Source organism: Streptomyces sp. NPDC046909, assembly GCF_040644695.1.
Taxonomy (GTDB): Bacteria; Actinomycetota; Actinomycetes; order Streptomycetales; family Streptomycetaceae; genus Streptomyces.
The window spans coordinates 185,366-198,135 of record NZ_JBEYXC010000001.1; the positions used below are offsets into that span (position 1 = coordinate 185,366).

The following is a 12,770-nucleotide window of genomic DNA, read 5'->3' on the forward strand; positions in this document are numbered from 1 at the left end:
CGGTGGGGGTTGATCGCGCAGTTCCCCGCGCCCCTGAAGGGGCGCGACAGCGCACCGGCATTCAACCGAGCCGCTCAGTAGTGCAGCCTGCGCGTCAGCCTGGTCGCCGCTCCCACGGCGGCCAGGCCTACCGCGCCCACCCCCGTCAGGGCCCATGCCTTGGCCGCCCGCCTCGGCGGCTCAGGTCGCACACCCGGCGCCACCCCGTACGCGCTGCCGCCCGCCCCCGGCACCCCGCACGCCAGCAGCTCCGCCAGATGCACCCCCTCATGGCCCCCGCTGTCCAACTGATGGATCTGCGTACGGCAACTGAAGCCGTCCGCCAGTACCACCACCCCCTCCTCCGCCTCCCGCAGCCGAGGCAGCAGCGCCCGTTCCGCGCACGCCTCGCTGACGTCCAGGTGGCCGGGCTCGAAGCCGAAGTTGCCCGCAAGGCCGCAGCACCCGGAGTCCAGCCGTTCCACGTCGACCCCGGCCCTGTGCAGCAGTTCGCGGTCGGCGTCCCAGCCGAGGACCGCGTGCTGGTGGCAGTGCACCTGGGCCAGGGCCCGCGCGGACCGGTCCGGTATCTGGGGCGGCTCATAGCCGGGGGAGTGCTCGGTGAGCAGCTCGGCCAGGGTCACCGTCTGTGCCGCCAGCCGCCGCACGTCCGGGTCGTCCGGGAGCAGCTCGCCCGCGTCCGAACGGAACACCGCCGTACAGCTCGGCTCCAGCCCGACCACCAGCCCGCCGCCCCGCACATGCTCGGCCAGCCGGCGCACGGTACGGCCCAACACCCTCTTCGCGACCCCCAGTTGCCCCGTCGAGATCCACGTCAGCCCGCAGCACAGCGGCTCCTCGGGCAGCTCCACCCGCCACCCCGCGTGCTCCAGCACCTCCACCGCCGCCTGTCCGACGTGCGGGTGGAAGTGGTCGGTGAAGGTGTCCGGCCAGAGCAGAACAGTGCCGCGCGCGCCATCCCCGTAAGACGAGCCATCCCTGCACGACGCGCTGTTCCCGTAAGTCCCGTACGGTTCACGCCCCTTGAACCACTGCCGCAACGTCCGCCCCGCGAACAGCGGCACCTCCCGGTCCTCGATGCCCGCTACCGCGACGGCGGCCCTCGACAGCGGTGGTGTGTGCGTGAGGGCGTTGACCGTCGAGCCGAGCCGCGCCCGTCCCACCGTCTGTGCCACCACCGGCAGCCAGCCCATGGAGAGATAGGCGCGCGGCCTGCGCCACCACCGGCCCTCGTAGTGGTGGGACAGGAACTCGGCCTTGTAGGTGGCCATGTCGACATCGGCCGGGCAGTCCTTCTTGCACCCCTTGCAGGACAGGCACAGGTCGAGCGCGTCCCGTACCGCCTCCGAGCGCCAGCCCTCCTCGATCGCGCTGTCGCCGTGGCCGTCGAGCATCTCGAACAGCAGCCTGGCCCGGCCGCGCGTGGAGTGCTCCTCCTCGCGGGTCACCTGATACGAGGGGCACATCACGGAGCCCTTGGACTCCAGCTGGCGGCATTTGCCCACGCCCACGCACCGGTTGGCGGCCGCCGCGAAGGAACCGCCGTCGTCCGGGAAGCGGAAGTGGAGGTCGTGGGGGGCCTGGGGGTCGTACGGGGTCCAGTCGCCGCCGAGGCGGAGGTTCTCGTCGAGTCGGTACGGCGCCACGACCTTGCCCGGGTTCATGCGGTTCCGTGGGTCGAAGACCTCCTTCAACTCACCGAACGCGTCCACCAGTTGCCGCCCGAACATGCGCGGCAGCAGCTCGCCCCGGCTCTGTCCGTCCCCGTGCTCACCGGAGAAGGAGCCGCCGAACTCGACGACCAGGTCGGCCGCTTGTTCCATGAAGCGCCGGTACGTGGCCACCCCTTCCACGCTGTACAGGTCGAAGGGGATCCGCGTGTGCACGCACCCCTGGCCGAAGTGGCCGTACAGGCTCGGCCCGGTGTCGCTCTGGTAGCCGAACTCCTCGAACAGGAGCCGCAGTCGGCGCAGGTACTCGCCCAGCCGTTCCGGCGGGACCGCCGAGTCCTCCCAGCCCTCGAAGGTGTCCGGGTGGCCGGGGATGTGGGCGGTGGCGCCCAGGCCGGACTCCCGTACCTGCCACAACTCCTCCTCGTGCGCGGGATCGTCGAGGAAGGCGACCTCCGGGTCGTGCTCGGACTCGTGGAGGGCGTCCAGCATCCGGTGCGCGCGCTCGTCGGCCTCCTCGACGGTGTCGCCGCCGAACTGGACCATCAAGTAGGCGTCGCCTGCGGGCATCTGGGCGCGGGCCTTGGGGTTGAGATGCTTGAGGCGTTCGTCGCGCAGGAGGTAGCGGTCGAGGCCCTCCAGGGCAATCGGCTCGTACGGCAGGATCTCCGGTACGGCGTCGGCGGCGCGGTCGATGCCGTCGAACCCCAGGACCACCAGAGCCCGTTCCTTCACCACCGGCACCAGCTCCAGCTCCGCGCGCAGGACGGTGACCAGCGTGGACTCACTGCCGACGAGCAGTCCGGCCACGTCGAAGCCGTACTCGGGGAGCAGCGAGTCGAGGTTGTAGCCGGAGACGCGGCGCGGGATGTCGGGGTAGCGGCGGCGGATCTCGTCGGCGTGGGTGTCGCGCAGGGCGCGCAACCGGCGGTACACGGAGGCCCGTAGGTCCCCCTGCCGCTCGATCTCGGCGTACTCCTCGTCGCTCGTCTCCCCGCACCAGAACCGGGTGCCGTCGTAGCAGAGCACCTCCAGGCGGGCGATGTTGTCGACGACCTTGCCGGTCGCCTGAGCGGTGGCCCCGCAGGAGTTGTTGCCGATCATGCCGCCGATCGTGCAGTTGGCGTGGGTCGCGGGTTCCGGGCCGAACCGCAGGCCCGTAGGCGCGAGTTGGCGGTTCAGGTCGTCGAGGACGATGCCGGGCTGGACGACACATGTGCGGGCGTCGGCGTCCACGGACTCCAGGCGGTGGCAGTACTTCGACCAGTCGATGACGACCGCCGTGTTCGTGCACTGCCCGGCCAGACTGGTGCCGCCGCCCCGGGACAGGACGGGCGCGTCGTGCTCCCGGGCCACGGCCACCGCCTCCGCGGCCGCCTCCGGAGTACGGGGGACGACCACGCCGATCGGGGTCTGCCGGAAGTTGGAGGCGTCCGTGGAGTAGGCGGCCCGGCTCCCGGCGTCGAAGCGGACCTCCCCGTCGACGCGTTCACGCAGGGCGGCTTCCAGAGCGGTCATGAACCCCTCCTCGGTGTCGGCGCGGGCACCGCCCGGGTACCCGCAACCGCACCGGCGACTACTCGGCCGCCCCTCTGTGACTACTCCGCCGCCGTCTCCTCGGCGAACCCCGACATCAGGCCCCGCATCGCCTCGCACTGCGTGGGCCCCATGATCCGGGCGAGCGCCTCCTTCACCGTCTCGGCGAGGATCCCGGAGGCCTCCGTCAGCAGCCCCCGCGCCTTCTCCGTGAGGGCGACCTCGATGCCGCGCTTGTCGCCGCAGACGGATCGGCGGACGACGAGCCCGGCGTGCTGGAGGCAGGCGATCTGGTAGGTCAGACGGGTCTTGGGGCGGCCCAGGAGCTCGGCGATCCGCGTCATGCGCACACCCTCGCCGGGGTTGCCGGCCAGCAGGCACAGGATCAGGAACTCGTCGTGCGAGACGTCGAGGCGCTCCTTGACGACCGAGCGCAGCTCCTGCTCCACCGCTCCGGTCGCGGCCAGCATCAGCATCCAGGCGTGCAGCTCCGCGGGCAGGAGTCCGCCACCTGCGGCGGAGGGGCAATCGGAGTGGTCGGCCATGGTTTCCAGTCTACCTGTTGTCCAAATTTGAAGTATCGGATAGCGTGCTGTCATCCAAATTTGGACTACAGCCGTAGCAGGAGTGAGTGATCATGACCGTCGCCGTCGAAACCGGAACCTGGCAGCTGGACTCCGCCGCCTCGACCGTGGGGATCAAGCACAAGACGATGTGGGGCCTCGTGACCGTGAAGGGCACCTTCGGCGCCGTCTCCGGTCAGGGCGAGGTGCGGCCCGACGGATCCGCCGTCGGCACGCTGACCCTGGCCGTCGCCTCCCTGGACACCAAGAACGCCAAGCGCGACACCCACCTCAAGGGCGCCGACTTCTTCGACGCCGACAACCACCCCGAGATCACCTTCGCGGTCCGCAGCGCCGAACTCCGTGACGGCGACAAGGTCCACGTCATCGGCCAGCTCACCGCGCGCGGCATCAGCCGCCCCCAGACCTTCACCGCCCGCCTCACCGGCGCGGACGCCGACGCGCTCACCCTGGACGCCGAGTTCTCCGTGGACCGCGACCACTTCGGGATGGGCTGGAACCAGCTGGGCATGATCCGCGGCCTGACCACGGTCAGCACCACCCTCCGCTTCACCCGGACGGCAGCCTGACGGACGCGCTGGACAGCGTCTGCGGCCCGTCCGTGAAGGCGCGCAGCCGGATCCGGACGCCCGCGCGGGGGATGACGTACCGCTCCAGGTACGGCCCCGCCGGAGGCCGGAGTTCGTAGCGCGCCGTGGCGTGTGCGGGGAGGGTCGCCGGGCCCCGTACGACCGTCCAGTACTGGCTCATGCCCTGCCCCGCGGTCAGCATGAAGTGGGGCGTGAGCGCGGTGTCGGCCGTGTTGGTGACCTGGAGGGTCAGCCGGGAGCCGGCCACCGGTGACGTCCGGTGCAGCGAGGCGACCCGCATGCGCAGCGGCGCCGTCCCGGTCGCCGCCCACGCGGCACTCGCCAGGGCCGGGAGCAGCACGAGCACGGCCACCGCGATCCGCGCCGGACGGGAGGGCAGGCGGCGCAGCCGAGGCTGCCACGCCGTCGCGAACTCGGACGCCGGGGCGGTGACCGCCGCCGCCAGCCACAGCGGCGTCATCATCAGGTAGTAGCCGTCCTGCGAACGCGTCGCCAGGAAGAAGGCGCACCAGGGCAGCACGGTCGCGGCGGGCCCGAGCCGCCGTACGAACAGCGTGAAGAGGACAAGCAGGCCCGCGGCCAGCAGCAGGCTCGCGTGGGAGTACCAGTCGAGGCGGTCGCTCCCGTCCGTGAGATAGATCGACACGTCCACCAGGCCCTGGCCGTGCAGCACCGCGCCCTGAGTCAACGGCAGCGCGACCCCGGTGAGCCAGCGGCCCGGCTCGCTCACGATGAAGTACGTGTTGATGAGCAGCCATACGGTGACGGCGACCCCGGCGACCCGCAGCACCACCAGCGCCGCGGCCCGGCCGCCCAGCTCCCCGCGCCGCACCGCGTAGATCCCCACCAGCAGGAACGGCGCGAGGAACCACGGCAGTTGCTGAGCCGCGCACGCCGCGCCGAGGCATGCGGCCCGTGCCACCCCGGCCGCCCCGAGCCGTCCGCCCCGCCCGATCCGCGGCCAGCGCACCACCACCGGCACCAGCAGGGCGAGCGCGACGATCGCCGGATAGCCGAGCCGCCCGTACTGCGGCAGCATCGCGAAGCCGAGGCACACCATCGTCGCCGCCGACCGCCACGGCACCGGCAGCATCCGCCACAGCACCAGCGCGCCGACGATCAGCGCGCCGGTGCTCACCGCTGTCGCCGGGGCGGCTCCGTGGCCGAGCCACAGCAGGGGCGCGGTCAGCAGCGGGGCGAGCGGGGGATAGCCGTACGTCAGGTCGTAGCCGCCCGTCACCGTCGGGGTGAGGGCGACACCGTGACCGAAGAGCCAGGGCCACGGCTGCCCGTAGACGGGGTGCCCGGCGACCAGCTCCTTCGCGGCCTGGGTGGTCAGCAGCGCCTCGTCGCTGCCTTGGTGGAACACCGACCAGGCGCACAGCGTCAGCGTCACCGCCGTCACCAGCACGCACAGGTCGATCCGCGCGAGCGAACGGCTCCGGCGGACCGTCAGCGCCAGCACCCCGCACACCAGGATCGAGGCGTAGCAGACCGAGATGACCAGGGCCACGGCGATCCGGTGTGTGGCCGCCTGCGCCCACACCGTGCGGGTGCCGATGAGCAGGCTGATGTCGGCGAGCAGGGTCAGGACGCGATGCCACTGCGCGGGGGGCTCCGGGGCGGCGGACACCGCCGACTGCGTCCGCCGGCCGGGTGTCACCGGCTTCATCTCTGCCAAGTGCACGGCATCGGACCGTAATCGGAGGCGGTGAGCGGGGCGGCGGTGGAGGTGAAGAGTCCGGTAGGAGGGCAGTAAGAAATACGAGGTATGCCCCCGTCTGTCAGTAGACGTCCCGCACGTACCGCTTCGCCGCCGCCAGCTGCTTCACATACGCGGCGGCCTCCTCCTCGCCCAGCCCGCCGTGCGCGACCGCGATGTCCCTCAGCGCCCGGTCCACGTCCTTGGCCATCCGGGAGGCGTCACCGCACACATAGAAATGGGCGCCGTCCTGGAGCCACCGCCACAGCTCGGGACCGTGCTCGCGCATCCGGTCCTGGACGTAGAGCTTCCGCCGCTGGTCCCGGGAGAACGCGGTGTCGAGCCGGGCGAGCGTCCCCTCGCCGAGCAGCTCGGTCAGCTCCTCCTCGTAGTAGAAGTCGCTGGCCCGGTGCTGCTCCCCGAAGAACAGCCAGTTGGGCGCCCGGTGCCCCAGCGCCCGCCGCTCCTGGAGGAAGCCCACGAAGGGCGCGACCCCCGTGCCGGGCCCGATCATCACCATCGGCGTCGCCGGATCGGCGGGCGGCCGGAAGTGCGGCGAGGCCTGCACGAACACCGGTACTTCGGTATCGGTGTCGGCATCCGCGAGGAAGGGGGAACACACCCCGCCGCGCGGAGTCCCGTGCAGGTTCTCGTACCGCACCACGGACACCGTCAGCGAGACCAGGTGCGGGTCGACGAGCGGGCTCGACGATATGGAATACAGGCGCGGCTGAAGCTTCTTGAGTACGGCGGCCCAGTCCCGCGCGTCCGCCCGGACCGGATGCTCGGCGAGCACGTCCACCGCCTGCCGCCCCCAACTCCACTGCGCGAGCCCGTCCTTGTTGTCGGGCCGCAGCAGCCTCTTCAACTCCCGGTCGTCGCGGACGCGTTCGGCGACGAAGCGCAGGAGGTCCGGGGTGATCCGGGTGATGTCGAGATGCCGGTGCAGCGCCTCGGCGAAGGGCACCTCCCCAACCCCGTTGACCTCCACGGCCGTCGACCCGTCGACACCGGTCACCGCGAGCCACTCCTCCACCAGGGCAAGGGAGTTGACCGGCCGCACACCGAGCGCGTCCCCCGCCTCGTACGTCAGGGGCGACCCGCTCGTGTCGAAGGTGAACCGCCGGACCTCCTTGCCCGCGCCGGGCAGGCTCAGCAGCCGGTTGCCGACGAGGCGGGCGGTGATGGGGGCGGGTTTGGGGGTACGGGCGGGGGCGGGCTTCACAGGAGCCTCGGTGCCCAGCGCCGTCAGGACCTGGTCCAGCCACGCGTCCGCCGACGGCTCGAAGTCCGGCTCGCAGTCCGTACGCGGGGCCAGCCGCACTCCGCCCAGTTCGTCGAGCCGGGCGTCAAGACGCCGTCCGTGCCCGCAGAAGTCGTCGTACGACGAGTCGCCGAAGGCCAGCACGGAGTAGCGGACCCCGTCCAGGCGCGGCGCCTGCTCGGCCGCGAGCCGGTCCCAGAAGCCGGAGCCGTTGTCGGGGGCGTCGCCGTCCCCGAAGGTGCTGGTGACGAGCAGCAGGTCGGCGCCCCGGGGCAGCGCGCCGGGGTCGGTGTCGTCCATCCCGGCGAGCGTGGCCCGGTGCCCGCTCGCCGAGAGCCGGTCGGCGACGGCACCGGCGAACTCCTCCGCGTTCCCGGTCTGCGAGGCCCACAGCACGACGACCTCGCGGCCGGACAGGGGGCTGGGCGTCCGAGCGGAACGTGAGTACATCCCGGCGAGGACACCGTTGACCCACAGGGCGTGCTCGGCGCTGAAGGGCGCGTCCGGCGGGAGCACCGGGACGCCGGGGGCGCCGGAGTCGATGCCCGCGAGGAAGCCGGTGAGATACAGACGCTCCTGCGCGGTCAGGACGGGCGGCGGGGCGGGGCCGAGGCCGAAGGGGTCGGCACCGGGGGTGACGGAGGTGGGGACGATGACCTCGGGTGCGAGCGTGGGCGCGGGCGCGAGCAGCGTCGTGGGTGTGGCCGCCGGAGCCGAGGAGACCCGGGTCAGCGACACCGCGCACACCTTGAACTCGGGCTGGAAGGAGATGGGGTCCACGGCATCGCTGGTCACCGCGTTGACGCTCAGATACTCGCCGAAGAGGTCGTTCCAGTGGAACGGAGCGAAGCAGCCCCCGGGGCGCACTCGGTCGGTCACCACCGCGGGCAGCACCGCCCGCCCCCGCCGCGAGGCGACCTCCACCCCGTCCCCGTCGGCCACGCCCAGCTCACGGGCATCGTCCGGATGGATCTCCACGAACGGCCCGGGGTTCAGCTTGTTCAGCTTGGCGACCCGCCCGGTCTTGGTCAGCGTGTGCCACTGGTGCTGCACCCGCCCGGTGTTGAGGACGAACGGGAAGTCGTCGTCCGGCATCTCGGCGGCCGGCATGTGCGGCCGCGCGTGAAAGACGGCCCGCCCGCTGGCGGTCGGGAACCGCAGCTCGCCGGTGCCGCTGTCGACGTACCGGATCGGATTGCGCGCGGGCCCGCCCTCGGCGGCCGGCCACTGCACGGGAGTCTCCCGCAGCCGCTCGTAGCTGACCCCGCGCAGGTCCCACCCCGTGACGGGGTTCCAGGCGCGTCGGATCTCCTCGAAGACGTCCTCGGCGCTGTCGTACGAGAACCCCTTCTCGTACCCCATCTCCCGGGCGACGGCCGCGATGATCCGCCAGTCCGCCATCGCCTCGCCGGGCGGGTCGGCGACCGGCTGGGTGAGGGTGAGGTTGCGCTCGCTGTTGACGAAGACGCCCTCGCCCTCGGTCCACATCGCGCCGGGGAGGACGACGTCGGCGTAGGCGTTGGTCTCCGTCTCCCCGAACACGTCCTGCGTGACGACGAACTCGGCGGCCTCCAGGCCCTCGATGACGGTACGGCGGTTGGCGACCGAGGCGACCGGGTTGGTGCAGATGATCCAGCAGGCCTTGATCTCGCCGTCGGCCATCTTCTGGAACATCTCGACGGTGCCCTTGCCGACGCCCTCCGAGCGGAGGGTGCCTTCGGGCAGGTCCCACAGCTCCTCGATGAACTCCCTTTCGGAGTCGACGAGGACGGACCGCTGGCCGGGCAGCCCCGGCCCCATGTACCCCATCTCGCGCCCGCCCATGGCGTTGGGCTGGCCGGTGAGGGAGAAGGGGCCGCTGCCCGGGCGGCAGATGGCGCCGGTCGCGAGATGCAGGTTGACCAGGGCGTTGGTGTTCCAGGTGCCGTGGGTGGACTGGTTGAGGCCCATGGTCCACAGGCTCATCCACTCACCGGCCTCGCCGATCAGCCGCGCGGTGGTGCGCAGGTCGTCCTCGGCCAGCCCCGTGATCCCGGCGACGGCGGCGGGCGCGTAGTCGGCGAGGAAGGCGGGCATCGCCTCCCAGCCCTCGGTGTGGGCGGCGATGAAGTCGGCGTCGGTGTGTCCGCCCTCGACGAGGAGATGCAGCAGCCCGTTGAGGAGGGCGAGGTCCGTACCGGGCTTGACCTGGAGAAACAGATCGGCCTTGGCGGCGGTGGCGGTCCGTCGCGGATCGACGACGATGAGCTTGGCGCCCGCCTTGACCCGCTCCATCATCCGCAGAAAGAGAATGGGATGGCAGTCGGCCATGTTCGACCCGATGACGAGGAAGACATCGGCCCGCTCGAAGTCCTCGTACGACCCGGGCGGCCCGTCGGCGCCGAGCGACAGCTTGTAACCGGCCCCCGCGCTGGCCATGCACAGCCGCGAGTTGGACTCGATCTGGTTGGTCCGCACGAACCCTTTGGCGAGCTTGTTGCTGAGGTACTGGGCCTCCAGGCTCAGCTGCCCGGACACATAGAAGGCGACCGCGTCGGGCCCGTGCTCGTCGATGATCGCGCGCAGCCGCCGCCCGGTCTCGGCGATGGCGTCCGCCATGGGTGCGGGTACGGGTTCCTCGCCCCGGCCGCCGTCCCGGACCAGCGCGGTGGTCAGCCGGCCGGGCGCGGAGAGCATCTCGGCGGTGGTCGCGCCCTTGGTGCACAGCCGTCCCGCGTTGGCGGGGTGCGCCTTGTCCCCGCTGGCCTTGAGGACGGTACGCCGACCGTCCGGCCCCCTCCCGACGTCCAGCACGATGCCGCAGCCGACTCCGCAGTAGGAGCAGACCGAGCGCACCTGGGACGTGGGGGTGGTGGGGGTCACACGCGGCCCTTCTTCGGCGGTCGGTCTGAGGTCTGGCTGGGTTCTGGCTCGGTTCTGGCTGGGTTCTGTCCAGGTTCGAGAGCGTACGAATCGCCCATTACGTCGATGTCACATGGCTTGATCATGAGGAGTTACGTCGCACACACAGCCGTCCGTGGTGCGATGTGAGGGGGCGGGACTGTCGCGGTCCGTGTCGCTGTTGGGCCGAACGGGTGACTTGGCGTAAGAATTGGCTGGTGCAGGCAATGAAGGCGAGCGAGTCCGGGGGGAACCGGTGAGCAGGTACGACGTCACCGATGAACAGTGGGAAGGGCTCGCCCAGGTCGTTCCGTTGCGCGGCCGGGACGCGTGGCCGTCCGCGGTGGACCACCGGGTGCCGCCCGAGGCGGCCACGGAGCCGCGCCGCCGGTTCGTCGTCCTCCGGGTCAACGTCTTCGGCGACGCCCGCGAGGTCGCCGAGACCCTGATGGCGGGCATCCCGGTGCTCCTCGACTTGACCGGAGCGGAGGGCGAGGTCGCCAAACGCGTCCTCGACTTCAGCACAGGCGTTGTCTTCGGCCTCTCCAGCGGCATGCACCGCGTCGACCGCAACGTCTTCCTCCTCACCCCACCCGGCACCGAGGTGAGCGGCCTGATGGAGACCGCGGGCGCACCCAACGCGTGAGCCCGGTCCCCCGATCGTAGGAAGCGACTCCGGACGGAACGGTTCGCCTGGCGGCGAGGCGAGCGGGAGATGGAGAGTGCGGGGCGCTCAGCATGCGAGCCCGGTCCCCCGATCGTAGGAAGCGGTCTCCGACGGAACGGTTCGCCTGGCGGCGGAGCCCTACGGTCCGGATATGACCGTGTCTTCAGCGTCAGCCGCGTCGGCCGGAGCCGACGCGCCGGTGCCCCCGGGAGAGTCGTCGTGCGCGGCATCCCCGGACCGGGTGCCGTCTCCCCGGATCGCCGCCGGGTCGCCGCCAGGGCGCGAGGCCGCCTCCGGGAACCGCGGGAAACACCCGGAGCCCGCCTCCCCCTCTCCCACGGGCGGCGGCCACCACCCGGCCCGGCCCCGTGTCACCGGCCTGCACCTCTCCGCCTTCGCCAACCACCGCAGCACCGAAATCCCCCTCGACCCCCTTACCCTTCTCGTCGGTCGCAGTGGCTCCGGCAAGACGAGTGCGCTGCGGGCCTACGACGCGCTCGCGCGGCTCGGTGGGGGTGCTGGGGTCGGGGAGGTGTTCGTCGATGCCCGTGGGTGTGTGCCGGAGGGGGCGCGGCGGGATGCGCAGGGGCGGCGGGGGTTCCGGATCGGGTGTACCGCCGACGGTCCTGAGGGGGCGGTGCGGCTCGATGTCGCCGTGCAGGTCGAGCCCGAACTGCGGATCGTGGGGGAGCGGCTGACGGCCGGCGGGTCCGTCCTGCTGGAGACCGCCCTGCGGGACCCCGCACGGCGATTCGTGCAGGCCGCCTGGCACACCGCGGGCTCCGCGCCGGTCACCCGCGCCCCGCTCCCCGACGACCGGCTCGGCACGACGCTGCTCCCGTTACGCGTGGCGGGCAAGACCGAGGGCCAGCGCCGCGTGCTCGCCGCCGCCGAACAGATGGTCGTCGCCCTGCGGTCCGTGTTCGCCTGCGACCCCCGCCCCGACCGGATGCGCACCCCCGTCCCCACCGGCTACGGACGCCTCCTCGGCGGCTGCGACAACCTCGCCGACGTCCTGTGGCGCACCCGCGCCGAATGCGGCCGCCGCCATGCGCAGTTCGTCGCGGCGGTACGCGCCGGCTGCGCCGGGCCCGTGACGGACGTCCTCGCCGAACTCCTCGACGACGGCACGGTCCGCGCGGTCCTCGACCGCGGCGACGGATCCCGTACGGCACTGGCGAGGCTCGGCGACGGCGAGTTGAGGTACCTCGCCCTCGCGCTCGTCCTGTTCACCGGACCCGGGGTCCTGGAGGTCGACCCGGCCGGTGAGGTGCCCGCGGCGATGCAGACCCTCACCGTCCTCGCCGACGGCATCGACCGGCGCCTCGACCCCGGCCAGCGCGGCGAACTCCTGCGGCTCGCCGCCCGGATGTGCGACCGCGGGCACATCCGCCTCCTCGGCACGGCGACCGACGCGTCCTGGGCCACGGGGGTCCCCGGACTCACGGTGGTACACCTGGACCCGTGACAGAACATCTCGATGTGGCGAAGCTCCAGCGCAGGCTGGCCGAGTTCGCCGCGGCGCGGAACTGGCAGCCGTACCACACCCCCAAGAACCTCGTCGCCGCCCTCAGCGTGGAGGCCTCCGAACTGGTCGAGATCTTCCAGTGGTTGACCCCGGAGGAGTCGGCCCGCGTGATGGACGACGCCGACACCGCGCACCGCGTCACGGACGAGGTGGCCGACGTCCTCGCGTATCTGCTCCAGCTGTGCGAAGTGTTGAGGATCGACCTCCTCGCCGCGCTGGACGCGAAGATCGACCGGAACGAGCGGAGATTCCCGGCGCCCTAGCGGCGGTTTCGGTCCGCGTGGGAGCAGCTCGGTCCGTTTTCACTCTCCGCAGTCAAAATCCGGCCCGAAACCGATTTGTTGTCCAC

At 71.8% G+C, this 12,770-nt stretch carries 8 protein-coding genes; 4 read left to right on the forward strand and 4 right to left on the reverse strand.

Annotation, left to right across the window (positions count from 1 at the left end; translation table 11 throughout):
* Positions 1 to 74: 74 nt before the first annotated feature.
* Positions 75 to 3,188: an FAD-binding and (Fe-S)-binding domain-containing protein gene (locus ABZ928_RS00820; RefSeq protein WP_361514254.1), complete on the reverse strand. Its 3,114-nt coding sequence runs from the start codon at positions 3,186 to 3,188 to the stop codon at positions 75 to 77.
* Positions 3,189 to 3,268: 80 nt separating this feature from the next.
* The gene (locus ABZ928_RS00825; RefSeq protein ID WP_361514256.1) at positions 3,269 to 3,751 is read right to left on the reverse strand and encodes a MarR family transcriptional regulator; all 483 of its coding nucleotides are present in this window, start codon (positions 3,749 to 3,751) and stop codon (positions 3,269 to 3,271) included.
* A gap of 92 nt (positions 3,752 to 3,843) precedes the next feature.
* Here ABZ928_RS00825 and ABZ928_RS00830 point away from each other — a divergent pair, with 92 nt between their 5' ends.
* On the forward strand, positions 3,844 to 4,359 hold the full coding sequence (locus ABZ928_RS00830; protein WP_361514258.1) for a YceI family protein: 516 nt from the start codon (positions 3,844 to 3,846) through the stop codon (positions 4,357 to 4,359).
* Here the strand turns inward: ABZ928_RS00830 and ABZ928_RS00835 are convergent.
* Both ABZ928_RS00835 and ABZ928_RS00840 read right to left on the reverse strand, forming a co-directional pair.
* Entirely contained in the window at positions 4,340 to 6,052 is a 1,713-nt protein-coding gene (locus ABZ928_RS00835) for a hypothetical protein (RefSeq protein ID WP_361514902.1), read from the reverse strand. The two genes, ABZ928_RS00830 and ABZ928_RS00835, sit on opposite strands and share 20 nt — an antisense overlap.
* Positions 6,053 to 6,164: 112 nt before the next feature.
* Positions 6,165 to 10,208, reverse strand: a complete 4,044-nt coding sequence (locus tag ABZ928_RS00840) for a bifunctional nitrate reductase/sulfite reductase flavoprotein subunit alpha (protein WP_361514260.1) — start codon at positions 10,206 to 10,208, stop codon at positions 6,165 to 6,167.
* A gap of 274 nt (positions 10,209 to 10,482) precedes the next feature.
* On the opposite strand from ABZ928_RS00840, the gene ABZ928_RS00845 reads away from it, so the two are divergent.
* The 3 genes from ABZ928_RS00845 (at position 10,483) to ABZ928_RS00855 (ending at position 12,684) form a co-directional block, all read left to right on the forward strand.
* Positions 10,483 to 10,872 (forward strand): cell division protein SepF, encoded by a 390-nt coding sequence (locus ABZ928_RS00845; RefSeq protein WP_361514262.1) that lies wholly within the window; start codon positions 10,483 to 10,485, stop codon positions 10,870 to 10,872.
* 172 nt (positions 10,873 to 11,044) lie between these two features.
* Positions 11,045 to 12,361, forward strand: coding sequence for an ATP-binding protein (locus ABZ928_RS00850; protein WP_361514264.1), 1,317 nt, complete (start codon positions 11,045 to 11,047; stop codon positions 12,359 to 12,361).
* Complete coding sequence (locus ABZ928_RS00855; RefSeq protein WP_361514266.1) at positions 12,358 to 12,684, forward strand: nucleotide pyrophosphohydrolase; 327 nt, start codon at positions 12,358 to 12,360, stop codon at positions 12,682 to 12,684. The genes ABZ928_RS00850 and ABZ928_RS00855 overlap by 4 nt, the downstream gene beginning before the upstream one ends.
* The last annotated feature ends 86 nt before the right edge of the window (positions 12,685 to 12,770 follow it).

Bases quoted from the DNA above. Each gene is read 5' to 3' on its own strand.
- ABZ928_RS00850 (WP_361514264.1), top strand. From the start codon at position 11,045: ATGACCGTGTCTTCAGCGTCAGCCGCGTCGGCCGGAGCCGACGCGCCG.
- ABZ928_RS00820 (WP_361514254.1), bottom strand. From the start codon at position 3,188: ATGACCGCTCTGGAAGCCGCCCTGCGTGAACGCGTCGACGGGGAGGTC.
- ABZ928_RS00830 (WP_361514258.1), top strand. From the start codon at position 3,844: ATGACCGTCGCCGTCGAAACCGGAACCTGGCAGCTGGACTCCGCCGCC.
- ABZ928_RS00825 (WP_361514256.1), bottom strand. From the start codon at position 3,751: ATGGCCGACCACTCCGATTGCCCCTCCGCCGCAGGTGGCGGACTCCTG.
- ABZ928_RS00835 (WP_361514902.1), bottom strand. From the start codon at position 6,052: ATGAAGCCGGTGACACCCGGCCGGCGGACGCAGTCGGCGGTGTCCGCC.